The following is a 21233-nucleotide window of genomic DNA, read 5'->3' on the forward strand; positions in this document are numbered from 1 at the left end:
AACGAGAGGACCCCCTGTGCGGACCCGCCCACCGACGCCGAAGCCGCAGAACTCTGCGCCGCCCGGTCCCCGTCCCCCCGCTTCTGACCCGCCCGGCGTGACCGTCACCCGAATGCCTCGTTAATACGTACGAGGCTGCGACACGCGGCCGCACCCAGGGCTCTGCAGCCACCACCGGTGAGCGAGGGATTCCCCGGTCGCGGCTGCACGGAATCCCCCTCCCACCGACCCGATCCGGAGGGGGATCCCCATGTCCATCAGATACACCCGCGAACTCCTCACCGAAGCCGCCCGCGAAACGACGAACCTCGACGAGGCCGTCCGGTGGTGCGGAGGTGATCCGACCCCGGGTAGCCGAAGCTATCTCCGCGCCAAGATGGCGGAAGCGGGCATCGACATCTCGCACTTCGCCACCGGGCGGGTGCGGCACACCGAACCGATCCTGCGCGAACTCGTCGCCTGCTCGCGCAGCGTCGCCGAGGTCGTCCGCCGCCTCGGGATCAACCCGGTCGGCGGCAACCAGGCCCACATCGGCCGCCGCATCACCGCGTTGGGCCTCGACACGTCGCACTTCTCGGCGCTCGGCAGGAGCCGTCCGAAACGGCCGACCGGCGACCGTCTCGTCCTGGGAACACCGGCGGACGGCAGGATTCCGGGCGAGCGCTTACGCCGCGAGCTGCTGCGCAGCGGGGTGCAGGAGACATGCGCGATGTGCGGCACCGGCACGGAATGGAATGCCAGACCCCTCCGCCTCGAGGTCGACCACATCAACGGCAACTGGTGGGACAACCGCCGGGAGAACCTGCGCCTGCTCTGCCCCAACTGCCATGCCGTGACAGACACTTATCGCGGCCGCAAGCGGAGGGCCACGGCATGAGCGGATCCGTCTCCTACCCCCGCGATCTCCTGGCCCGAACGGCAACCATCTCCACCAGCCTCGTGGACCTTCTGCGCAGGCTGGGCGCGCCGCTGGGAAGCGGTCCGTACAGGTACCTGCGTGACCGTCTGCGGCACTACGGCATCGACACGTCGCACTTCGTCGACGAGCCGCTTCCCGAGCGGGAGCGCCGGGCGTACCCGAGGGCTCTGCTCGAGGAGGCAGCTGCCTGCTCCCACAGCATCCGCGAAATGCTCGAGTTCATGGGCTACCCGCCGGACGACAGCCCGTACGGCCACATCAGAAAGAAGCTCGACCGCTTCGGCATCGACACCTCGCACTTCACCAGCGGGCGCAGATACGGCGTGAGTCCGCTACCTCTCGACCGACTGAGCGCCGCAGTTGCGGAGTCCAGGAGCCTTGCCGGAGTACTCAAGCACCTCGGCCTGGCCGACAACGGGGCAGCTCGCGCACACGTCAAGCGCAGCATCGGCGTGCACGGCCTGTCGTCCGCGCACTTCACAGGGCAGGGGCACCGCCGGGGTAGGCCGTCCCCGAACCGCCAGTCGGCGTCGGACATCCTGCGGCGTCTCGAATCCGGTTCCGCACGCGCCAAGACCGTCATGTTGCGGCGCGCACTCGACGAGATCGGGGTTCCTCACACATGCGGAGCATGCGGCGTCGGGGACACCTGGCGGGGTAAGCGGCTCGTGTTGGAGATCGACCACATCAACGGCGACCGGCTGGACAACCGGTCGGAGAACCTGCGATACCTCTGTCCGTCCTGCCACAGTCAGACGGTGACGTTCGGCAGGCGAGATCCACGCGCGATGATCAGCTTGCCAGGCTGACCACTTAGTGATATACTTAAACCGTAGGGCCTGTACCCCAGTGGCTAGAGGGCGCCGGTTTAGGTCCGGTGTGTCGTGGGTTCGAATCCCACCGGGCCCACAGCGATATGGCCATTCCCTTGCACAAGGGAATGGCCATATCGCTGTTCTCAGCCAAGAAGTTCGGCCACCAACGGCGCCAGCCCACGGAACGCTTCCCCCCGGTGGCTGATCGCGTTCTTCTCCGACGGAGTCAGTTCCGCGCAGGTGCGGGTGTCACCGAGCGGTTGGAGGATCGGGTCGTAGCCGAAGCCGCCGCTCCCGGCGGGGGTGTGGCGGAGGGTGCCGGGGAGGCGGCCTTCCACGACGCGTTCGGTGCCGTCGGGGAGGGCGAGGGCTGCCGCGCAGGCGAAGTGCGCGGCGCGGTGGGTGTCGTCGATGTCGGAGAGCTGGGCGAGCAGGAGGGCGAGGTTGGCGGCGTCGTCGCCGTGGGTGCCGGCCCAGCGGGCGGAGAAGATGCCGGGGGCGCCGCCGAGGACGTCGACGCAGAGGCCGGAGTCGTCGGCGACGGCGGGCAGGCCGGTGGCCTGGGCCAGGGCGTGGGCCTTGAGGAGGGCGTTCTCGGCGAAGGTGACGCCGGTTTCCTTGACGTCGGGGATCTCGGGGTAGGCGTCCGCGCCGACGAGGTCCACGGCGAGACCTGTGTCGGCGAGGATGGCGCGGAGTTCGGTGACTTTGTGGGCGTTTCGGGTCGCGAGGACAAGGCGCTGCATGGCGTCGATTATCTCCTGGCGGGAAGCGCGGCCCGGCCGTCAGCCCGGGGTGCAGACCTTGGTGAGTTCGCCGGCCGCGTCCGCGACCGGCGTCACGTCCGGGGTGGTGCCGTTGTTGGCGGCTGTGCGGGCGTTCTTGACCGCGGTGTTGAGGTCGTTGACGGCCTTGCTGACGTCGGCGTTGCCGGTCTTGTTGCCGACGTCCTTGAGGTCGCGGGAGATCTGGTCGAGGGCGTTGACGGCGTCCTGCGGGCTGTTGCCGGCGTTGCTGACGGCGTTCTGCAGGTTCTGGACGTCGCCGGCGACCGCGGCGGCCACATGGGCGCAGTCGAGTGCCTTGTCGATGGCGCTGCAGCCGGCGGCGGCCGGGAGCGTCAGGGCGGCGGCCGCGGCGAGGGCGGCGACGGTGATGCGGCGGCGCGTGGCCATGGGTGGGTTCCTCCCCCGGGGATCTCCGTGTGAGATCTGTATCGGTAGACACGCGCCGCGTGGCGCCCCAGTTGCCTGGTTGCGCGAAAGTGACAGGTTTCGCGATGGGTATCAGCGGTCGGTATCAGCGGTGAGTACTAGCCCAGTACGGCGAGCTGAGCTGCTGTCAGTTCGGCGCAGCCGCCGACGGCGAGGTCGAGGAGGGCGTTGAGTTCGGTGCGGTCGAAGGGGGCGCCTTCCGCGGTGCCCTGGACCTCGATGAAGCGGCCGTCGCCGGTGCAGACGACGTTCATGTCGGTCTCGGCCTTGACGTCTTCCTCGTAGGCGAGGTCGAGGAGGGGTACGCCGTCGACGATGCCGACGCTGACGGCGGCGACGGTGCCGGTGAGGGGTTTGGCGGTGGCGCGGATGAGCTTCTTCTGCTGCATCCAGGTGACGGCGTCGGCGAGGGCGACGTAGGCGCCGGTGATGGCGGCGGTGCGGGTGCCGCCGTCGGCCTGGAGGACGTCGCAGTCGAGGACGATGGTGTTCTCGCCGAGGGCCTTGTAGTCGATGACGGCGCGCAGTGAGCGGCCGATGAGGCGGGAGATCTCGTGGGTGCGGCCGCCGATCTTGCCGCGGACGGATTCGCGGTCGCCGCGGGTGTTGGTGGCGCGCGGGAGCATGGAGTATTCGGCGGTGACCCAGCCTTCGCCGCTGCCCTTGCGCCAGCGGGGTACGCCTTGGGTGGCGCTGGCGGTGCAGAGGACTTTGGTGTCGCCGAAGGAGACGAGGACCGAGCCCTCGGCGTGCTTGCTCCATCCGCGCTGGATGGTGACGGGGCGGAGCTGTTCGGGGGTGCGGCCATCGAATCGAGACATGGTTCGACCCTATCGACAAACGGCGGGGGCCCGTTCCGGTCGGAACGGGCCCCCGCGGGTGTCGGTGGTGCGCTGAGGGGTGAGCTCAGTTGTGCGGTCGGCTCAGTTGTGCGCTGGGCTCAGTTGTCCGGTGAGCTCAGTTGTCCATCATGTCTTCGATGTCGGCGGCGATGGGGTCGGCGTCGGTGCCGATGACGACCTGGATCGCGGTGCCCATCTTGACGACGCCGTGGGCGCCGGCCTTCTTGAGGGCGGCCTCGTCGACGAGGCCGGGGTCCTTCACCTCGGTGCGGAGGCGGGTGATGCAGCCCTCGACCTCTTCGATGTTGTCGAGTCCGCCGAGTCCGGCGACGATCTGCTCAGCCTTGGTGGCCATTGCTCACTCCTGAGTGTCTCGGCCCGGCGGCCCGGCCCGGTTTCAAACGGTAACGCACGTTTGGCCCATCTTCGCGGGCAGGGTTCCGGTTTGTGACGAAAGATAACGATCACTGGTGCCGTGCCCTCGGGGGCGTAGTGCCACCCACGTCGTAAATGGTCTACACCACTTTGGGCCAGGCGACAAAACAGAGGCGACACGACAGCCGCCTGACCGGCAGCCACCAGGAGGCCACCGATGAGTTCGGACAACGCCGCCGTCGGGCAGCAGCCCCGGAAGAAGTGGACCAGTGTCCTCTTCCAGGGGCTGCAGAAGATGGGCCGCAGCCTGCAGTTGCCGATCGCGGTGCTTCCGGCGGCGGGCATCCTGAACCGGCTCGGCCAGCCGGATGTCTTCGGCGCGGACGGGCTGGGCTGGGACAAGGTCGCCAAGGTCTTCAACGGCGCCGGAGGTGCGCTGCTGGACGGCTCGTTGGGCCTGCCGATGCTGTTCGCCGTGGGTGTGGCGATCGGCATGGCCAAGAAGGCGGACGGCTCGACCGCGCTGGCGGCGGTGGTGGGCTTCCTCGTCTACTTCAACGTGCTGCGCCAGTTCCCGGTGACCTGCGGCGGCGCCGCCAAGTTCTCCACCGGGGTCTGTCTGGAGGGTACGACGGTCACCGCGGCCGCCTTCCAGAACCCGGGGGTCTTCGGCGGCATCGTGATCGGCCTGGCGACGTCCTATTTCTGGATGCGCTATCACCGGACGAAGCTGGTGGACTGGCTCGGCTTCTTCAACGGGCGCCGGCTGGTCCCGATCATCATGGCCTTCGTGGCGATCGTCTTCGCGGTGATCTGCCTGTGGGTCTGGCCGCCGATCGGCGACGCGCTCACCAGCTTCAGCAAGTGGCTGGTCGACCTGGGCTCGGTCGGGTCCGGCATCTTCGGTGTGGCCAACCGCGCGCTGCTCGTCATCGGCCTGCACCAGTTCCTGAACGTGTTCGTGTTCTTCCAGTTCGGCGACTTCACCAAGCCGGACGGCGCGGTCGTGCACGGTGACATCCCCCGCTTCCTGGCCGGCGACCCGACGGCCGGCCAGTTCACCTCGGGCTTCTTCCCGATCATGATGTTCGCCCTGCCTGCCGCGGCGCTGGCGATGGCGCACTGCGCCAAGCCGCACCGCCGCAAGGAGATCACCGGCATGATGGTGTCGATCGGTCTGACGTCGCTGGTCACCGGTATCACCGAGCCGATCGAGTACTCGTTCCTCTTCATCGCACCGGTGCTGTACGCGATCCATGCGGTACTGACCGGCGTCTCGCTGGCCGTCACCTGGGGCCTCGGCGTGCATGACGGCTTCAGTTTCTCGGCGGGTCTGATCGACTACGGCCTCAACTGGGGGCTGGCCACCAAGCCCTGGTTGATCATTCCGATCGGGCTCGCCTTCGCGGTGGTGTACTACGCCCTCTTCCGCTTCGTGATCACCAAGTTCAACCTCGCGACGCCCGGCCGGGAGCCGGAGGACGTCGAGGAGGAACTGGTGCAGGAGAACATCAAGTAGCGCGATGGCCACCCGGAGAAATCCGGGCATGAAGGCCCGCCCCGAACGGCCCCCGAGTCCTTGGACCCGGGGGCCGTTCGGCATGTGGTTTAGACCACCGGAACTGGGGATTCCTTTATCCCGCCCCGACGTGTTAAAACTGGTCTACACCACTCAGTGGTATAGACCATAGCGGCGGGCCGTCCCCCTTGAAGTGCCCGCCTCACCAGGAGGAATCTGATGAGTACGGCCACCGCTACGGCGGCCCCCGCGAAGAAGCGGGGCTCCGGTCTCTTTTCCGGTCTGCAGAAGGTCGGTCGCAGCCTCCAGCTGCCGATCGCCGTTCTGCCGGCCGCGGGCATCCTGCTCCGCCTCGGCCAGGACGATGTCTTCGGCGACAAGGGCCTCGGCTGGCACAAGGTCGCGGCGGTCTTCGCGACCGCCGGCGGCGCGGTCTTCGACAACCTGCCGATGCTGTTCTGTATCGGTGTGGCGATCGGCTTCGCCAAGAAGGCCGACGGCTCGACCGCGCTCGCCGCGCTGGTCGGCTTCCTGGTCTACAGCAACGTCCTGAAGGCGTTCCCGGTCACCGACGCCGTCATCAAGGCGGGCAAGGACGACCCGGCGGTCTACAACAACCCCGGCGTCCTCGGCGGCATCATCATGGGTCTGCTCGCCGCGGTCCTGTGGCAGCGCTACCACCGCAAGCAGCTGGTCGACTGGCTCGGCTTCTTCAACGGCCGCCGCCTGGTGCCGATCATCATGGCCTTCGTCGGCACGCTCGTCGGTGTCGTATTCGGCCTCGGCTGGGAGCCGGTCGGCAAGGTCATCAGCAACTTCGGTGAGTGGATGACCGGTCTGGGCGCCGTGGGCGCCGGCCTGTTCGGCCTCATCAACCGCGCGCTGATCCCGGTCGGCATGCACCAGTTCGTGAACTCGGTCTCCTGGTTCCAGCTCGGTGACTTCAAGAACTCCGCGGGCGAGGTCGTGCACGGCGACCTGACCCGGTTCTTCGCCGGTGACCCCACCGCCGGACAGTTCATGTCGGGCTTCTTCCCGATCATGATGTTCGGCCTGCCGGCCGCCGCCATCGCCATCGCGCACTGCGCCCGCCCCGAGCGCCGCAAGGCCGTCATGGGCATGATGATCTCGCTCGCGCTGACCTCGTTCGTCACCGGCATCACCGAGCCGATCGAGTTCTCGTTCATGTTCATCGCCCCGGTGCTCTACGTGATCCACGCGCTGCTGACCGCCGTCTCGATGGCCGTCACCTGGGCGCTGGGCGTGCACGCCGGCTTCACCTTCTCGGCCGGCTTCATCGACTACTTCCTGAACTGGAACCTCGCCACCAAGCCGTGGCTGATCATCCCGATCGGGCTCTGCTTCGCGGTGATCTACTACGTGGTCTTCCGCTTCGCGATCACCAAGTTCAACCTCATCACCCCGGGCCGCGAGCCCGAGGAGGAGATCGAGGACCTCACCAAGGCGTGAGCCTGCTGAACCCCGCTCGTTGAGAGCGGCGCGAGGCCCCCGGAACCGTACGGTTCCGGGGGCCTCGCGCTGTTACGGTGAGTGAGGAGACCGGCGTCCGGAACGGTCCGCCCTCGTGCAAGGAGGAGCTGTGAGTGCCGAATCGCATGCCTACGCCGACGTCGATCCGGAAGCGGCTCTGAAATTCGCCATCCAGCACATCAAGGGCGATCGCGTCCAGATCATCGAGGGAGTGATCGAGCCCGTGTCTCCGACCTGGGATCATGAGGCCGCCGCCGACAGCATCCGCGAGCAGATCGGACCGGTCGTGCGTCGGCTGGAATGCGTCTCGGGCTCGGGCAATCTGGATCTGCCGGGCAGCAGCAACTGGTACGTGCCCGACGTGGCGGTGGTTCCGCGCGCGCTGGCCAAGGGAGCCGGGGCGCTGCTGCCGGACCAGACGCTGCTGGTCGTCGAGGTGACGTCGGAGTCCAATGCGGACACCGACCGTACGGTCAAGCGGCGCCGCTACGCCGAGTACGGCGCGCCGCTGTATCTGCTGGTGGACCGCCAGGAGCGGACGTGCACGCTCTACTCGGAGCCGTCCCGGCTCGGGTACACGCACGCGGAGGGGCCGCATCCGTTCGGCCGGGTGATCCGGCTTCTCGAGCCCTTCGATCTGGACCTGGACACGTCCGAATTCTGAGTCCGGCTCGCGCGGCGGATCGGTGCCGGCGGGCTCAGATCTCGTACACCGCGCCCGACGTGGCGAGTTCCACCGGGCCGTCGAAGACGGCGCGGGCGTCGGTGAGGTTGCGGGCGGGGTCGGTCCACGGCGGGATGTGGGTGAGGACGAGGCGCCCTGCGCCGGCGCGGTCGGCGTGTTCGCCGGCCTGGCGGCCGTTGAGGTGCAGCTCGGGGATGTCTTCCTTGCCGTGGGTGAAGGAGGCTTCGCACAGGAAGAGGTCGGTGCCGTCGGCGAGGCCGAGCAGCGCGTCGCAGGGGCCGGTGTCACCGGAGTACGTCAGGGTCCGGCCGTCGTGTTCGATGCGGAAGCCGAACGCTTCGACGGGGTGGCTGACCCGGTCGGTGGTGATGGTGAAGGGGCCGAGCGTGAAGCTGCCGGGTTCCAGGGTGCGGAAGTCGAAGACCTCGCTCATGCACTTCTCGTCGGGCATGTCGCCGTAGGCGGTGGAGAGCCGGCGCTCGGTGCCTTCGGGGCCGTAGACGGGGATGGCGTCGGCGGGGCCGCCGTCGTGGCGGTAGTAACGGGCCACGAAGTAGCCGCACATGTCGATGCAGTGATCGGCGTGCAGATGGCTGAGCAGGACCGCGTCCAGGTCGTAGAGGCCGCAGTGGCGCTGCAGTTCGCCCAGGGCTCCGTTGCCCATGTCGAGCAGCAGCCGGAAACCGTCGGCCTCGACGAGGTAGCTCGAGCAGGCCGATTCCGCGGACGGGAACGAACCCGAGCAGCCGACGACGGTGAGCTTCATGCCGTGAAACCTCCGTGGGCGCGCCACAGATCGCCCCCATACCGGTTGGAGTGGGGGGTTAGGCGGGTGCGGTCCGCCATGTGTTGACGAGAGTAAGGCGCGGGGCGGGCCGACGCGCCTCCTCAGTGCCCTGTTGTGGGCGGAATCACCAGTACGAGGGGCGGCCGGTACGGTCGGTTCCGATTGAGGATCTTCTTCGACAGATTTTCGACTGTGGGAGCCCATATGGACATGACCTGGTGGTTGGTGGCGGTCGCGGCCGTGGTCGTACTGGCTGTTTTCTCGGTGTGGACGCGGTCGGCGGCGCGGCGGCGGCCCGGTGGTCCGGTGCGGCCGCCGCGCGCGGCGGATCGTCCGGGGCCCGGGCGTGGCGGGCGGCGGGCGCCGGCCGCGGGGGAGATCTGGTGGGCGGACGTACCGTTCGAGGACGGGTCGGGGGCGAAGGACCGGCCGTGTCTGGTGCTGTCCGTGAAGGGGGGCACGGTGCGCGTCGCGAAGATCACCAGCAAGTACCACGAGGAGCTGCCGGGGGTGATCGCCCTGCCGCCGGGAACCGTGGGCGACGCGCAGGGCCGTACGAGTTATCTGGAGACCGACGAGCTGCGGGAGGTGCGCTCCGCGGCGTTCCGCCGCCGGGCGGGTGTGCTGGACGCGGCGCTGTGGCAGCAGGTGCGGCGGATGGTGCGCTGACCGCGGCCGGCCGCCCGGGTGGGCCGGCCGGCGCCGCGTGGGCGCGCGGGGGTGGTCAGGCCCAGAGCTGGCCGTGCAGCTGTTCGACCGCGGCTTCGGTGCTGGGGGCGGTGTAGATGCCGGTGGAGAGGTACTTCCAGCCGCCGTCGGCGACGACGAAGACGATGTCGGCGCGCTCCCCCGCCTTGTGGGCCTTGGCGGCGACGCCGAGTGCGGCGTGCAGGGCCGCGCCGGTGGAGACGCCGGCGAAGATGCCCTCCTGCTGGAGGAGCTCGCGGGTGCGGCGGACGGCGTCCTCGGATCCGACGGAGAAGCGGGTGGTGAGGACGGACTCGTCGTAGAGCTCGGGGACGAAGCCCTCGTCGAGGTTGCGCAGCCCGTAGACGATGTCGTCGTAGCGGGGCTCGGCGGCGACGATGGCGACTCCGGGGACCTTCTCGCGCAGGTAGCGGCCGACGCCCATCAGGGTGCCGGTGGTGCCCAGGCCGGCGACGAAGTGGGTGATGGTGGGGAGGTCCGTGAGGATCTCCGGGCCGGTGGTCGCGTAGTGGGCGCCCGCGTTGGCGGGGTTGCCGTACTGGTAGAGCATCACCCAGTCGGGGTGTTCGGCGGAGATCTCCTTGGCCATCCGGACGGCGGTGTTGGAGCCGCCCGCGGCCGGTGAGGAGATGATCTCGGCGCCCCACATCGCGAGCAGCTCGCGCCGCTCCGACGAGGTGTTCTCGGGCATGACGCAGACGATGCGGTAGCCCTTGAGGCGCGCGGCCATCGCCAGCGAGATGCCGGTGTTGCCCGAGGTGGGTTCGAGGATGGTGCAGCCGGGGGTGAGCCGGCCGTCCGCCTCGGCCTGCTCGATCATGTGGAGCGCGGGGCGGTCCTTGATCGAGCCGGTGGGGTTGCGGTCCTCCAGTTTGGCCCAGACGCTCACGGCGTCGGACGGGGACAGGCGCGGGAGGCGGACGAGCGGGGTGTTGCCCACCGCCGCCAGCGGGCTGTCGTAGCGCATCAGACAGCGTTCGTTTCGGTCGCCGCGGAGCTGGAGCCGCCGGCGACGGCCGGCAGGATCGTGACGCTGTCACCGTCGGTGAGCTTGGTGCTGATGCCGTCGAGGAAGCGGACGTCCTCGTCGTTGAGGTAGACGTTGACGAATCGGCGCAGGCCGCCGTCGACGACGATGCGCTCGCGGATTCCGGTGTGCCGGCTCTCGAGGTCCGAGAAGAGTTCGTCGAGCGTGCTGCCCGCACCGTCGACGGCCTTGGCGCCGTCGGTGTAGGTGCGGAGGATGGTCGGAATGCGGACCTCGATGGCCATGGGTGGGCTCCGTTACATGCGGGCGTCAGACGGGGGGACGTGCGGGCGTGCTGTGCGGCGTGCCGGGGGTGGCGGCAGTGCTCAGGCGCGCGGACAGGCGGCGCTGGCGACACGGCAGAGGTCGACGTGCAGCCGCGCGACGAGCAGCATGCCCGGCGGGTTGTTCTTCACGTCGTGGGGAACCATGGGCTCATCGTATCGATTCCCGGGCGCGGTCCGAGACAGGCGTCCCACGATTCGGACCTCAGGCGCCGGAGGCCACTACCCGCACGTCTTCTTCGGTCACGACCCCGTCCACAATGCGGAACGAGCGGAACTGGAACTCCTCCGCGGTCGAGACCAGGACGTAGTGCGCGCCGGGCTCGTTCGCGTAGGTGATGTCGGTACGGGACGGGTACGCCTCGGTGGCGGTGTGCGAGTGGTAGACGATCACCGGCTCCTCGTCGCGGTCGTCCAGGTCGCGGTAGAGCTTGAGCAGGTCGGTGGAGTCGAACTCGTAGAACGTGGGTGAGCGGGCCGCGTTCAGCATGGGGATGAAGCGCTCGGGGCGGCCGCTGCCCTCAGGTCCCGCGACGATGCCGCACGCCTCGTCGGGGTGGTCGGCGCGGGCGTGGGCGACGATCGCGTCGTGGATCTCCTGCGTGATGGTGAGCATTGGGAAAAAGTAACAGCGCGCGAAGCGCCCACTGCAAGGGTGGGGGTGGGCGACGGGCGGGAAAAGTAACAGCGCGCGAAGCGTACGAAGGCCCGCCCCAGGGGTGCGGGGGCGGGCCTTCGCGGCAGGTGGTGGCTTCGGCGCGCGGTGGTTCAGCTCGCGGCGTCGGCCAGTGCGGGTTCCGGGGCGACGTGCGGCTTGGGGGCGAACGCCTCCGGGTTCTTCCGCTTGAGCCAGGCGTACCCGATGCCGAGGATCGCGAACCACACGGGAGCGCTGTAGAGCGAAATCCGGGCGTCCTTGTCGATGCCGATCAGGACCATCACGCCGGCCAGGAAGATCAGCGCGATCCAGCTGGTGTACGGGGCGCCCGGCGCCTTGAACCAGGCTTCGGCGGCGCGGCCGGCCTTGACCGCCGCGCGGTAGCGCAGATGGGAGATGAGGATCATCGCCCAGGTCCAGACGCCGGCGACGGTGGCGAAGGCGGTGATGTAGGTGAAGGCGCCGTCCGGGTCGACGTAGTTGATCCAGACGCCGATGCCCATCAGGGCGACGGAGACGAGGATGCCGGTGGCCGGGGTCTGGCGTGAGTTGAGCTTGGCGAAGGCCCTGGGGCCCTGCCCGTTGACGGCCAGGTCGCGCAGCATGCGGCCGGTGGAGTACATGCCGGAGTTGCAGGACGACAGGGCGGCGGTGAGGACCACGAAGTTCACGATGGCCGCGCCGAACGGGATACCGATCTTGGCGAAGGCGGCCACGAACGGGCTGACGCCCGGCTGGAACTCGGTCCAGGAGACGACGCCGAGGATCACGATGAGCGCGCCGACGTAGAAGACGCCGATCCGCCAGGGCAGCGTGTTGATGGCCTTGGGGAGCGTCTCGCGGGGGTTCTCGGCCTCACCGGCGGTGACGCCGACGAGTTCGACGGCGAGGTAGGCGAACATCACGATCTGCAGCGTCATGAGGGACTTGCCGACGCCGTTGGGGAAGACCCCGCCGTCACCCCACAGATGGCTGAGCGAGGCGGTGTCGCCGGCGGCGGAGAACCCGATGGTCAGAACGCCGATCCCGATGAGGATCATGCCGATGATCGCGGTGACCTTGATCATCGAGAACCAGAACTCGACCTCGCCGAAGACCTTCACCGAGATGAGGTTCACTCCGAAGAGCACCAGCAGGAAGATCAGGGCGGAGATCCACTGGGGGATGTCCTTCCACCAGTAGGTGATGTACACCGAAGCGGCGGTGACCTCGGCCATGCCGGTCACCACCCACATCAGCCAGTACGTCCAGCCGGTGACGAACCCCCAGAACGGGCCCAGGAACTCGCGGGCGTAGTCGGCGAAGGAGCCGGACACGGGGCGGTAGGTGAGCAGTTCGCCCAGGGCCCGCATGATGAAGAAGATGATGACGCCGGCGATGGCGTACATCATGATCAGGCTCGGTCCGGCCTGATGGATGGCCTTGCCGGCGCCCAGGAAGAGGCCGGTGCCGATGGCACCGCCGATGGCGATCATCTGGATCTGCCGGCTGCCGAGCCCTCGCTGGTAGCCCTCTTCGCTGACGGGCGCGGCGGCCGCGTCGTCGTGGTGCCCGGTGTGTTCCGTCGGCATGGTGGTGGTGCGCCTTTCTCCATATCCCCCCGGACAGTGGAGTTGCGAGCCGGCGATCGGCCGGCTCAGCGCCTGGCGGAACAGGGATGGCGTCCCGGCCAGTGGTCGGAATTAGTACCACGGGCTGAGACGCCGTCGGAAAAGGGGAATGTGACGCGGGCCACGGGAAAAACACCCCGAAGGTGAAGTGAAGCCGCATACCGGATGATCACGGTGACATGATCGTTATCCGGATTTGAGCGTCCGCTGAGCGAATGCCGGACGTCACAGCGTCTCGATCAGCGTCTCCTGCAGACCGCCGAGCCACAGGTACGCCATCACCATCGGCTTGAGCGGATCGTCGTCCGGCAGCCGGTAGAGCTCGGTGTCCTCGTCGGTGACCTCCAGCCGGGTGCCGATGGTCAGCCGCAGGTCGTTGAGGGCGCCAAGCCAGCGGCGGGCGTCCTCGGGCGTGAGCAGCAGCTCAGGGGCGCCGGCGTCGAGCGCGCGGACCACGGCCAGCGCGTCCTCGCGCTTGCGGGTGCGCAGGTCGTTCTCGGTGAAGCGGCGGAACTCCGAGGACTGGGCGGTGTCCTCGTAGGCGTCGGGGAAGAGCCGGGCCAGCGCCGGGTCGGCCGGGGGCTTCGTCGGCCCGTCGGGCGGGAACAGCGCGGCCAGCGGGTCGTCGGAGACCGGCTCCTCCCCCGGGCCGATCATCTGCAGGAGCTGCACGGCGAGGCTGCGCAGGATGGAGATCTCGACGGTGTCGAGGGTGATGACGGCGCCGCCGCCCGGGGCGGGTTCGAAGTAGCCGGCCATCAGCGGTCCTGCTGCAGGGTCGCCCACAGGCCGTAGCCGTGCATCGCCTGCACGTCGCGCTCCATCTCTTCGCGGGTGCCGCTGGAGACAGCGGCGCGGCCCTTGTGGTGGACGTCCTTCATGAGTTTGACGGCCTTGTCCTTGGAGTACCCGAAGTAGGCCTGGAAGACGTACGTCACGTAGCTCATGAGATTGACGGGGTCGTTGTGCACCAGGGTCACCCAGGGGACGTCCGGGTCGGGTACTTCGAAGGTGGCCTCGGTCGACTCGGGCCGTGCGATCTCTGCGGGAGCGACAGAACAGCGCGCGGAGCGCGTCCTTGGAAGGGCGGGGGCGGGAGACGGGTGGGCACTCATCACTCCTCCAATGCTGCCGCTATGGCGGCGCTTCGCACAAATGGACGCGGAAGCGCAGAGAAATCGTCACTCTGACGAGTAGTCGGGGTACTATCCCGTTCCATGAGCGCTGCAGATCTGGGGCTGCCGGTGGCCGTACCGTCCACCGCGCTGTTCACCGACCGGTACGAGTTGACGATGTTGCAGGCCGCGCTGCGCAGCGGGGCGGCGCACCGGCACTCGGTGTTCGAGGTCTTCACCCGCCGGCTGCCGGAGGGCCGCCGGTACGGTGTCGTCTGCGGCACCGGCCGGGTGCTGGACGCGGTGGAGAACTTCCGCTTCGATGCCGATGTGCTGGACTTCCTCGCCCGCGAGAACGTGGTGGACGGGCCGACGTTGGAGTGGCTGGCCAAGTACCGCTTCACCGGCGACATCTGGGGTTACCCCGAGGGTGAGGTGTACTTCCCCGGCTCGCCGATCCTGCGGGTGGAGGGCAGTTTCGCCGAGGCGGTGATCCTGGAGACGGTGATCCTGTCGATCCTCAACCACGACTCCGCCATCGCGGCGGCCGCGTCCCGGATGGCGGTCGCGGCCGGCGGTCGTCCGCTGATGGAGATGGGCGCCCGGCGGGCGCACGAACTGGCGGCGGTCGCCGCCTCGCGGGCCGCGTACGTCGGCGGCTTCCTGTCCTCCTCGAACCTGGCGGCCGGCTTCCGCTACGGGCTGCCGACGATCGGCACGGCCGCGCACGCCTTCACGCTGCTGCACGACACCGAGCGGGACGCCTTCGTCGCCCAGGTCGAATCGCTCGGCCGGGGCACGACGCTGCTGGTGGACACCTACGACCTGATGTCGGCGGTCCGTACCGCCGTGGAGGTCGCCGGGCCCGAGCTGGGCGCCGTCCGCATCGACTCCGGCGACCTGCTGCTCCTCGCCCACCGGGTGCGGCAGCAGCTGGACGACCTCGGCGCCAAGGACACCCGGATCGTGGTGACCTCCGACCTCGACGAGTACGCCATCGCCTCGCTGGCGGCGGCGCCGGTGGACGCGTACGGGGTCGGCACCTCGCTGGTGACCGGCAGCGGCCACCCGACCTGCTCCATGGTCTACAAGCTGGTCTCCCGGGCCTCGTCGAACGAGCCGGACGCGCCGATGGTGGCCGTCGCCAAGAAGTCGATGGGCGCCAAGAGCAGCGTCGGCGGCCGTAAGTGGGCGGCCCGGCGGCTGGACGACGACGGGGTCGCGGAGGCCGAGGTGGTCGGCACCGGGCCCGTGCCGCCGGAGCTCGAGGACCGGCAGCTGCTGGTTCCGCTGGTCCGCGGCGGGGAGATCACCGGCCGTGAGCCGCTGGAGGCGGCCCGCACCCGGCACATCGAGGCGCGCGCGGGGCTGCCGCTGTCCGCTTCGCAGCTCTCCCGCGGCGAGCCGGTGCTCCCCACGGAGCAGGTGTGACGCGGCGGCCGCCGGGGTCGGCGGGGCCGGGACTGTCGCGGATCGCGGCGCGAGTCCCTACGCTCGACGCGTGCCGCCTGTCCCCGCACGGCGGTCAGCCGACCGAAGAGGACCGCGAATGCACCGCGCACTGATCGTCGTGGACGTCCAGAACGATTTCTGCGAGGGCGGCAGCCTCGCGGTCGCCGGCGGCTCGGACGTGGCCGCCGCGATCACCGATCTCGTCGGGCAGGCCACTGCCTGCTACCGCCATGTGGTGGCCACCCGTGACCACCACGTCGACCCGGGGGACCACTTCTCGGACCGGCCGGACTTCGTGACGTCCTGGCCCGTGCACTGTGTGGCGGGCACCGAGGGCGTCGGGTTCCATCCGAACTTCGCGCCGGCGGTCGCCTCCGGCGCCGTGGACGCGGTCTTCGACAAGGGCGCGTACTCGGCCGCCTACAGCGGCTTCGAGGGCCTGGACGAGAACGGCATGGGGCTCACCGAGTGGCTGCGGGAGCGGGCCGTCACCGAGGTGGACGTGGTCGGGATCGCCACCGACCACTGCGTGCGCGCCACGGCCCTGGACGCGGCCCGGGAGGGCTTCGTCACGCAGGTGCTGCTGGACCTGACGGCGGGTGTCGCCCCGGCGACCACGGAGAGCGCGCTGGCCGAGCTGCTGGCCGCGGGCGTCCGGCTGACGGGCAAGCCGGCGGTCGGGGCCTGAGGGCGGTGCAGAGGGGCCCGGACGGCTCTGAGCGGCCCTGAGCGGGTCGGGAGGCCCCGGAGAAGCCGGGACCGCCCGCCCGCTCAGCCCGCGCGGCGGTGGGTGGCCCGGAAGGGCTGCCAGAGCTCTTCCGAGCCGGACGCGGAGTGCCGCCAGACGAGGCCGTCCGGGTGGTGCAGGACGGCGGTGACCTCGTCGGGCGTCGGCGGTTCGGTGTTGCCGCTGAGCCGGGCCGCCCGGAAGCCGAGATTCCGGAGCCGGGTGAGCGCCCGCTGGCGGTTCTGGGCGTGCACGATGACGCGGACGCTGTCCTCCGCGCCGCCCGGGTGGGGCAGCTTGAGAGCGACGACGACGTTGCCGTTGGGAAGCTTGGTGAATCCACCGACTGCCATGCCCACATAATCCGGTGATCGGCCCCCGCCCACCAGAGGGCGTGGGCCGAACACTGGATCAACGCAGGTCAGCGACCCGCAGGGCTGACCGCGACGATCGTGTTCTGTCCGTTCGGGGAGTCGAACAGGATCGAAATGCGGGTATTCGTGTTCGGCACCTGGACACTCGCGTACGGGTTGGTGTCGTACCAGTACGTGCCGTGACGGTCGTCGAAGACCGGGACGCCCGGCTTGGACTTGATCGTCGTGGCGACACCGTTCTTGTGCGCGGTGAGGGCGTCGGTCGGGTACCAGCCGAAGGTGGAGTCCGCGGACTGGATCTTGTTGCGGAACAGCGCGCCGTCGGACCAGGCGTCGGGCTTGGCGTGGGCGTCGATCGGCAGGATCTGGCCGTGGCCGGGGTGCTCGCCGACGTTGTTGTCCAGCTGCGAGGTGTCCCAGAGCCAGATCAGCAGGCCGTTCTGGTACGCGTAGTGCTCGACCTTCTTCGGGGCGGCGGCGCCGAACCCGAAGTTGTAAGGACCGGTCTTCAGGACCTTGTCGTAGCTGACGTACTGGCGGTTCTCCGCGATGTAGTACTGCGGGTACGACTTGGTGAAGGACGCCTCGGAGCGGCTGAAGCCGTTCGCGGTCCAGCCGTTGTCGTCACCCTCGGCACCGTCGGTGAAGACGGCGGCGCCGTCGGCGGTGATCGTCAGGTTGTCGGCCGCGAAGCCCTTCTGCGCGACGCCACCGTCGGTGCGGTAGCGGAAGCGCAGCTCGATCTGCTGGCCGGCGAAGGCGTCGAGCGGGTAGTTCATGTCCTTGTAGCCACCCGTGGTGCCGGTCATGGCCGGACGGCCGCTGCCGTTGCGGGTGATGGGCTGGCCGTCGATGGTGCCGTCGATCGGGGCCCAGTTGACGCCGCCGTTGGTGGACACCTCGGTGTAGAGGTAGTCGTAGCCGTCCTCGGCGTCGTACCAGCCCTTGAAGGACAGGGCCGCGGACGTCTTGCCAGTGAGGTCGACGTGGCGGGTCAGGGTGTTGCGCAGGTCGTTGCCGGCGCCGCTCCACCACTGCTTGGTGCCCGCGAAGGGCGTGGTGATCGCCGTGGTGACGCTCTTCGACGGCAGCGTCACGACCAGACCCTGCGGGTCCTTGGTGTTGTACTCGGCGACGCCGAGCTTGTGCGTCGAGAGCTTGGCGGCCTTGGCGGTGTCGTACTTCAGCCAGCCGAGCTGCATCTTGTCCCAGGCGTCCATGTCACCGGGCAGCGAGCCGATGTCGGTGGTGCCGTTGGAGAGCCAGGAGCCGGACGACATCAGCGACCAGAAGGCGGTGCCGTTCTCGCCGATGTACGTGGTGTCGTACAGGTCGGGCAGGCCGAGGTCGTGGCCGTACTCGTGGGCGTAGACGCCCAGGCCGCCGTTCTCCGGCTGCATCGTGTAGTCGCCGACCCAGATGCCGGTGTCGCCGATCGGGGTGCCGCCGAGCTGGTTGCCGGCCGGGCCGGTGAAGCCCTCGTCACCCTGGTAGGCGTAACCGCGGTGGGCCCACAGCGCGTCGGTGCCCTGGACGCCGCCGCCCGCGGACTCGTCCTCGCCCGCGTGCACGATCTGGAAGTGGTCGATGTAACCGTCGGGCTCGTTGAAGTTGCCGTCGTGGTCGAAGTCGTAACGGTCCCACTGGTCGTACTGGGCGAGGTCCGTCTTGATCTGCGCGGCGGTGCGGCCCTTGGCCTTCTGGTCCGCGGCCCACTGCGCGGTGCCGTCGCGGACCAGGTCCTCGACGGTGGCGCAGTTGGTGGCGCCGCACTTGTTGTTGCCGTAACGGGCCTCGTTGTAGTCGACCTTGACCCAGTCGGAGACCTCGCCGTTGACCGAGTAACGGCCGGAGGACTGCTTCTCGTAGTACTTCGCCACCGACTCCTTCTTGGGGTCGTGGGAGAAGTAGAGGTCCTGGAAGGACTGCGCGTTGTAGTCCTTCCGCCAAGCGGTGCTGTTGTCCGTGGAACGGTCGGGTTCCGCTATCTGGTTGTGCAGCGGTCCGACGGTGCCGCCGTACTGCGGGTCGACCTTGTCGCCGAACTCGGCGAGGATCACGAAGATCTTGTCGGTCTTCTCGCGGCTCAGCTCGACGTACTTGCCCGCGCTGAGTTTGGCGACCTTGGAGCGGCCGCTGTCCTGGACCGTGAGGTCCCCCGCGATCACCTTCTGCAGGGCGTCCTGCCGGCGTACCGCCTGCTCGCGCCCGAGCGGGCCGAGACGGTCGTCGTCGACCTTGGCCTTGGTGCCGGCCGGCGCCTTGCCGGTCGGCGCCTGCATCGGATCGTGGCTCGCCTGCGCCTCGTTGCCCGCCGCGGGAGCGGCTGCGGCCAAGGTCGCGGGCATCGCCATCGCACCGAGTGCGATGAGCGCCACCGCGAGGGTGGCGGGTCTGATGTTGCTGCGAAGATTCTTCAAGATGTCTTGACCTCCCCTTGGGAGATGCCATTGCATCCAAGTGCCGGAAGAAAAGACAGGTCTTGACTTGCTCATGGCAGACCAGTACGTTGACCGGCTTTTGAGGTCCGGATAACGGACATCAACCCAGGTGGACCGTCTGCCAGTTGAGACGGGTGGACCGGGTCGAGATTCCGTGCGCCCCCCTGTGCTCCCCCACCGTGGGTTAGGTCACGCTTACCAACCGTTCCCATGGGGCATGCCGATCCGTAGAGTCAGTTGCCGGCGCCCACGCATGAAGATGTCCACCGCCCCTTCCGACACTGCGACTTAATCGACGTATTCGAGGACGGATCCCGCCATGCCGCGTCCTACCCCCGCGCAACTCGCATACGGTTCCGCGACCGTTGTCCTGTCCACTCTTGCGATGCTGCTGCTGTCCGAGGCTCATTCCGGACCCAGCGTCGTCATCATCGCGGCGGCCGGGCTGCTGCTCGGCGTGCTGGTCGCGGTGACGACCACGATCCCGCTGACCGCCCGCGCCAAGGCCCGCGGCCGTACGACCTTCCGTACCGCGCCCGCGACGGTCCCCCGCCCACGGGTGCACAGTTCCGGCCAGTCCCGCGTCAGCGAGCACTCGCTGCGGCGTTGAGCGGCGGGCGGCGGCCCCGGAGCGGTTGCTCCGGGGCCGCCGTCGTGTGCTGACGGCGGGACCGGTACGACGGGGCCGGCCGGGTCCGCCGGGGCGGACCGTCACGCGGTGACGACGACGGTTTTCGCCGCCTTGTCGTGCAGACCCTGGCGGTACGGCTTGTCGAGCAGCAGCAGGATCCCGATGAGCACGATCCACAGGCACGGGCAGCAGAACAGTGTCGGCAGCCAGAACACACAGGCGCGGATCAGCGCGGCCGACGACGTGGGGACGGTGCCGTTGTCCAGCATGGCGATGCGCACCCCCAGCCACTTCTTGCCCAGGGTCTGACCGGTCGCCCTGGTCATCCACCACTCGTAGCCGATGTAGAGGACCGCGGCCACACAGGACCCCAGCAGCGACCGGCCGTAGTTGATGTCGTCCGTGTCGGTCTGGAAGGTGCCGAAGGCCCAGTCGAGCAGGCCGACCGGGATGGAGATGAGGATGAAGTCGATGATCCTCGCGAGCAGCCGCTTGCCCACGTCGCCGAGCGGCGGCATGCCGGCCAGTGGGTCGGGCGTGCCACCGCCGTAGGGGTCGCCGCCGTAGGGCGGCGGTGCGCCGCCGCCGGGCGGGGGACCACCGGGCGGCGGATTGCCGTACGGGTTGCCGCTGTACGGGTCGTTGCCGCCCCCGTCCTGCGGCGGCGGGTAGGAAGGCGGCTGCTGACCGTAGGGCGAGCCGCCGGGCGTACCGGGGCCACTGTCCTGGGGGGGCTTGGCGAAAGGATCGTCAGGAGATCCGGGCGACGGCTGGTCGGTACTCATGAACCGAGTGAAACCCGTAGGAAGCGGACGCGCCTTCCGGCAAGATCCGTTCGGGGTACCCCGAACGGACCGTCAGCGCCGCCCGCTACTGCCGGGCGACGAACGTACGGGCCGCCTTGTCGTGCCAGCACTGCCGCCAGGGGCGGTCGACCATGCACCACACCAGGCCGACGACGCCGACGACGAGCGCGTCGAGGACGGTGTGCGTCAGCCAGCGGCGCAGCGAGGGTCCGAAGCCGGGGGCGAGCTGCGACTCGATGTCGACCACCCGCAGCCCGAACAGCTTCTTGCCCAGCGTCCGGCCCCACTTGGCGGTGGGCAGCACCTCGTACAACAGCCCGGCGACGAGGGCGACGCCGAGCACGATGGCCAGCTGGACGCCGGTGGTGCCGTCGATCAGCCAGACCGTGACGGTCTCGCCGGTCTGCCGCGCCTCGTCCACCTTGTCCTTGAGGTGGCGGTAGGCGGCCGTGCCGAGCGGTACCGCCGCCACACCGGTGACCGCGAGGACGACCATCGTGTCGAGCAGCCGGGCGGCGAGGCGCCGGCCGAGCCCGGCCGGGCGGCCCTGCTCCTGCACCATCGACGCGAACGGGTCGTTCACCGGCGGCCGCCACGGCACCACACCCGCCGGCTCACCCTGCTGGCCCGGCACGGCGACGACGCCGCCGCCGGCCGTGCCACCGCCCGTCCCGGCACCGGGACCCGCGCCGGGACCCGCCCCGCCGGGGCCCTGCCGGGCGAGTTCGTGCACCTGCTGCGCCCAGGGCGCGG

At 69.2% G+C, this 21233-nt stretch carries 25 protein-coding genes and 1 tRNA gene; 10 read left to right on the forward strand and 16 right to left on the reverse strand.

The annotated features are described in order from the left end of the window. Positions 1-250: 250 nt before the first annotated feature. The 3 genes from G3I60_RS20235 to G3I60_RS20245 all read left to right on the forward strand — a co-directional run bounded on the left by G3I60_RS20235 (position 251) and on the right by G3I60_RS20245 (position 1828). A complete protein-coding gene (locus G3I60_RS20235) occupies positions 251-877 on the forward strand; it encodes an HNH endonuclease (protein ID WP_164295460.1) in 627 nt (208 codons plus the stop codon). After that, entirely contained in the window at positions 874-1728 is an 855-nt protein-coding gene (locus G3I60_RS20240; protein ID WP_164295461.1) for an HNH endonuclease signature motif containing protein, read from the forward strand. The genes G3I60_RS20235 and G3I60_RS20240 overlap by 4 nt, the downstream gene beginning before the upstream one ends. A 26-nt stretch (positions 1729-1754) precedes the next feature. Further along, positions 1755-1828, forward strand: a tRNA-Leu gene (locus G3I60_RS20245). A 49-nt stretch (positions 1829-1877) separates the two neighbouring features. Here the strand turns inward: G3I60_RS20245 and rdgB are convergent. From rdgB to G3I60_RS20265, 4 genes are all read right to left on the reverse strand, one after another. Further along, complete coding sequence (rdgB, locus tag G3I60_RS20250) at positions 1878-2480, reverse strand: RdgB/HAM1 family non-canonical purine NTP pyrophosphatase (protein WP_164295462.1); 603 nt, start codon at positions 2478-2480, stop codon at positions 1878-1880. Positions 2481-2519: 39 nt separating this feature from the next. Further along, the gene (locus G3I60_RS20255; RefSeq protein WP_164295463.1) at positions 2520-2909 is read right to left on the reverse strand and encodes a hypothetical protein; all 390 of its coding nucleotides are present in this window, start codon (positions 2907-2909) and stop codon (positions 2520-2522) included. 137 nt (positions 2910-3046) lie between these two features. Continuing rightward, positions 3047-3769, reverse strand: coding sequence for a ribonuclease PH (rph, locus tag G3I60_RS20260; RefSeq protein ID WP_138356608.1), 723 nt, complete (start codon positions 3767-3769; stop codon positions 3047-3049). A gap of 136 nt (positions 3770-3905) precedes the next feature. Next, complete coding sequence (locus tag G3I60_RS20265) at positions 3906-4145, reverse strand: glucose PTS transporter subunit EIIB (RefSeq protein ID WP_138356607.1); 240 nt, start codon at positions 4143-4145, stop codon at positions 3906-3908. Between the two features lie 237 nt (positions 4146-4382). Between G3I60_RS20265 and G3I60_RS20270 the strand changes: the two genes are divergently transcribed. From G3I60_RS20270 to G3I60_RS20280, 3 genes are all read left to right on the forward strand, one after another. Continuing rightward, positions 4383-5684 (forward strand): PTS transporter subunit EIIC, encoded by a 1302-nt coding sequence (locus G3I60_RS20270; protein WP_164295464.1) that lies wholly within the window; start codon positions 4383-4385, stop codon positions 5682-5684. A gap of 219 nt (positions 5685-5903) precedes the next feature. Then, positions 5904-7154 carry a PTS transporter subunit EIIC gene (locus tag G3I60_RS20275; protein WP_138356605.1) on the forward strand — a complete coding sequence of 417 codons (1251 nt, stop codon included), beginning with the start codon at positions 5904-5906 and terminating at the stop codon, positions 7152-7154. Positions 7155-7284: 130 nt separating this feature from the next. Continuing rightward, on the forward strand, positions 7285-7839 hold the full coding sequence (locus G3I60_RS20280; protein ID WP_164295465.1) for a Uma2 family endonuclease: 555 nt from the start codon (positions 7285-7287) through the stop codon (positions 7837-7839). A 34-nt stretch (positions 7840-7873) separates the two neighbouring features. On the opposite strand, the gene G3I60_RS20285 is transcribed toward G3I60_RS20280, so the two are convergent. Then, positions 7874-8626: an MBL fold metallo-hydrolase gene (locus G3I60_RS20285; RefSeq protein ID WP_138356602.1), complete on the reverse strand. Its 753-nt coding sequence runs from the start codon at positions 8624-8626 to the stop codon at positions 7874-7876. Positions 8627-8851: 225 nt separating this feature from the next. On the opposite strand from G3I60_RS20285, the gene G3I60_RS20290 reads away from it, so the two are divergent. Beyond that, on the forward strand, positions 8852-9316 hold the full coding sequence (locus tag G3I60_RS20290; protein WP_164295466.1) for a type II toxin-antitoxin system PemK/MazF family toxin: 465 nt from the start codon (positions 8852-8854) through the stop codon (positions 9314-9316). 55 nt (positions 9317-9371) lie between these two features. Here the strand turns inward: G3I60_RS20290 and G3I60_RS20295 are convergent, their stop codons facing one another. The 7 genes from G3I60_RS20295 to clpS all read right to left on the reverse strand — a co-directional run bounded on the left by G3I60_RS20295 (position 9372) and on the right by clpS (position 14049). Then, a complete protein-coding gene (locus tag G3I60_RS20295; RefSeq protein WP_164295467.1) occupies positions 9372-10322 on the reverse strand; it encodes a PLP-dependent cysteine synthase family protein in 951 nt (316 codons plus the stop codon). Next, on the reverse strand, positions 10322-10627 hold the full coding sequence (locus G3I60_RS20300; RefSeq protein ID WP_164295468.1) for a MoaD/ThiS family protein: 306 nt from the start codon (positions 10625-10627) through the stop codon (positions 10322-10324). Before G3I60_RS20300 ends, G3I60_RS20295 begins: the two co-directional genes overlap by 1 nt. Before the next feature lie 81 nt (positions 10628-10708). Further along, entirely contained in the window at positions 10709-10813 is a 105-nt protein-coding gene (locus G3I60_RS46820; RefSeq protein ID WP_331284098.1) for a putative leader peptide, read from the reverse strand. 58 nt (positions 10814-10871) lie between these two features. Then, the gene (locus G3I60_RS20305; RefSeq protein WP_138356598.1) at positions 10872-11282 is read right to left on the reverse strand and encodes a Mov34/MPN/PAD-1 family protein; all 411 of its coding nucleotides are present in this window, start codon (positions 11280-11282) and stop codon (positions 10872-10874) included. Between the two features lie 152 nt (positions 11283-11434). Further along, on the reverse strand, positions 11435-12895 hold the full coding sequence (locus G3I60_RS20310) for an amino acid permease (protein WP_138356597.1): 1461 nt from the start codon (positions 12893-12895) through the stop codon (positions 11435-11437). A gap of 264 nt (positions 12896-13159) precedes the next feature. Beyond that, the gene (locus G3I60_RS20315) at positions 13160-13693 is read right to left on the reverse strand and encodes a DUF2017 domain-containing protein (protein ID WP_164295469.1); all 534 of its coding nucleotides are present in this window, start codon (positions 13691-13693) and stop codon (positions 13160-13162) included. After that, positions 13693-14049, reverse strand: a complete 357-nt coding sequence (gene clpS, locus G3I60_RS20320) for an ATP-dependent Clp protease adapter ClpS (RefSeq protein WP_138356595.1) — start codon at positions 14047-14049, stop codon at positions 13693-13695. Before clpS ends, G3I60_RS20315 begins: the two co-directional genes overlap by 1 nt. A 102-nt stretch (positions 14050-14151) precedes the next feature. On the opposite strand from clpS, the gene G3I60_RS20325 reads away from it, so the two are divergent. Further along, a complete protein-coding gene (locus G3I60_RS20325) occupies positions 14152-15480 on the forward strand; it encodes a nicotinate phosphoribosyltransferase (protein ID WP_138356594.1) in 1329 nt (442 codons plus the stop codon). 118 nt (positions 15481-15598) lie between these two features. Next, positions 15599-16189, forward strand: coding sequence for an isochorismatase family protein (locus tag G3I60_RS20330; protein WP_138356593.1), 591 nt, complete (start codon positions 15599-15601; stop codon positions 16187-16189). An 83-nt stretch (positions 16190-16272) separates the two neighbouring features. Here the strand turns inward: G3I60_RS20330 and G3I60_RS20335 are convergent, their stop codons facing one another. Then, on the reverse strand, positions 16273-16581 hold the full coding sequence (locus G3I60_RS20335; RefSeq protein ID WP_138356592.1) for a hypothetical protein: 309 nt from the start codon (positions 16579-16581) through the stop codon (positions 16273-16275). Positions 16582-16649: 68 nt separating this feature from the next. After that, on the reverse strand, positions 16650-18956 hold the full coding sequence (locus tag G3I60_RS20340) for an immune inhibitor A domain-containing protein (RefSeq protein WP_138356627.1): 2307 nt from the start codon (positions 18954-18956) through the stop codon (positions 16650-16652). Between the two features lie 406 nt (positions 18957-19362). Between G3I60_RS20340 and G3I60_RS20345 the strand changes: the two genes are divergently transcribed. Further along, positions 19363-19653 (forward strand): hypothetical protein, encoded by a 291-nt coding sequence (locus G3I60_RS20345; RefSeq protein WP_138356591.1) that lies wholly within the window; start codon positions 19363-19365, stop codon positions 19651-19653. Positions 19654-19754: 101 nt separating this feature from the next. Here G3I60_RS20345 and G3I60_RS20350 read toward each other — a convergent pair whose 3' ends face one another. After that, positions 19755-20459, reverse strand: a complete 705-nt coding sequence (locus G3I60_RS20350) for an RDD family protein (protein ID WP_164295471.1) — start codon at positions 20457-20459, stop codon at positions 19755-19757. A gap of 85 nt (positions 20460-20544) precedes the next feature. Further along, on the reverse strand, positions 20545-21233 hold a 689-nt coding region (locus tag G3I60_RS20355; protein ID WP_203673348.1), incomplete at its 5' end, for an RDD family protein.

The organism is Streptomyces sp. SID13666, from assembly GCF_010548325.1.
In the GTDB taxonomy this organism is placed as follows: Bacteria; Actinomycetota; Actinomycetes; order Streptomycetales; family Streptomycetaceae; genus Actinacidiphila; species Actinacidiphila fildesensis.

Bases quoted from the DNA above. Each gene is read 5' to 3' on its own strand.
- G3I60_RS20235 (WP_164295460.1), top strand. From the start codon at position 251: ATGTCCATCAGATACACCCGCGAACTCCTCACCGAAGCCGCCCGCGAA.
- G3I60_RS20240 (WP_164295461.1), top strand. From the start codon at position 874: ATGAGCGGATCCGTCTCCTACCCCCGCGATCTCCTGGCCCGAACGGCA.
- rdgB (WP_164295462.1), bottom strand. From the start codon at position 2,480: ATGCAGCGCCTTGTCCTCGCGACCCGAAACGCCCACAAAGTCACCGAA.
- G3I60_RS20255 (WP_164295463.1), bottom strand. From the start codon at position 2,909: ATGGCCACGCGCCGCCGCATCACCGTCGCCGCCCTCGCCGCGGCCGCC.
- rph (WP_138356608.1), bottom strand. From the start codon at position 3,769: ATGTCTCGATTCGATGGCCGCACCCCCGAACAGCTCCGCCCCGTCACC.
- G3I60_RS20265 (WP_138356607.1), bottom strand. From the start codon at position 4,145: ATGGCCACCAAGGCTGAGCAGATCGTCGCCGGACTCGGCGGACTCGAC.
- G3I60_RS20270 (WP_164295464.1), top strand. From the start codon at position 4,383: ATGAGTTCGGACAACGCCGCCGTCGGGCAGCAGCCCCGGAAGAAGTGG.
- G3I60_RS20275 (WP_138356605.1), top strand. From the start codon at position 5,904: ATGAGTACGGCCACCGCTACGGCGGCCCCCGCGAAGAAGCGGGGCTCC.
- G3I60_RS20285 (WP_138356602.1), bottom strand. From the start codon at position 8,626: ATGAAGCTCACCGTCGTCGGCTGCTCGGGTTCGTTCCCGTCCGCGGAA.
- G3I60_RS20290 (WP_164295466.1), top strand. From the start codon at position 8,852: ATGGACATGACCTGGTGGTTGGTGGCGGTCGCGGCCGTGGTCGTACTG.
- G3I60_RS20295 (WP_164295467.1), bottom strand. From the start codon at position 10,322: ATGCGCTACGACAGCCCGCTGGCGGCGGTGGGCAACACCCCGCTCGTC.
- G3I60_RS20300 (WP_164295468.1), bottom strand. From the start codon at position 10,627: ATGGCCATCGAGGTCCGCATTCCGACCATCCTCCGCACCTACACCGAC.
- G3I60_RS46820 (WP_331284098.1), bottom strand. From the start codon at position 10,813: ATGGTTCCCCACGACGTGAAGAACAACCCGCCGGGCATGCTGCTCGTC.
- G3I60_RS20305 (WP_138356598.1), bottom strand. From the start codon at position 11,282: ATGCTCACCATCACGCAGGAGATCCACGACGCGATCGTCGCCCACGCC.
- G3I60_RS20310 (WP_138356597.1), bottom strand. From the start codon at position 12,895: ATGCCGACGGAACACACCGGGCACCACGACGACGCGGCCGCCGCGCCC.
- G3I60_RS20315 (WP_164295469.1), bottom strand. From the start codon at position 13,693: ATGGCCGGCTACTTCGAACCCGCCCCGGGCGGCGGCGCCGTCATCACC.
- clpS (WP_138356595.1), bottom strand. From the start codon at position 14,049: ATGAGTGCCCACCCGTCTCCCGCCCCCGCCCTTCCAAGGACGCGCTCC.
- G3I60_RS20325 (WP_138356594.1), top strand. From the start codon at position 14,152: ATGAGCGCTGCAGATCTGGGGCTGCCGGTGGCCGTACCGTCCACCGCG.
- G3I60_RS20330 (WP_138356593.1), top strand. From the start codon at position 15,599: ATGCACCGCGCACTGATCGTCGTGGACGTCCAGAACGATTTCTGCGAG.
- G3I60_RS20335 (WP_138356592.1), bottom strand. From the start codon at position 16,581: ATGGCAGTCGGTGGATTCACCAAGCTTCCCAACGGCAACGTCGTCGTC.
- G3I60_RS20340 (WP_138356627.1), bottom strand. From the start codon at position 18,956: ATGGCGATGCCCGCGACCTTGGCCGCAGCCGCTCCCGCGGCGGGCAAC.
- G3I60_RS20345 (WP_138356591.1), top strand. From the start codon at position 19,363: ATGCCGCGTCCTACCCCCGCGCAACTCGCATACGGTTCCGCGACCGTT.
- G3I60_RS20350 (WP_164295471.1), bottom strand. From the start codon at position 20,459: ATGAGTACCGACCAGCCGTCGCCCGGATCTCCTGACGATCCTTTCGCC.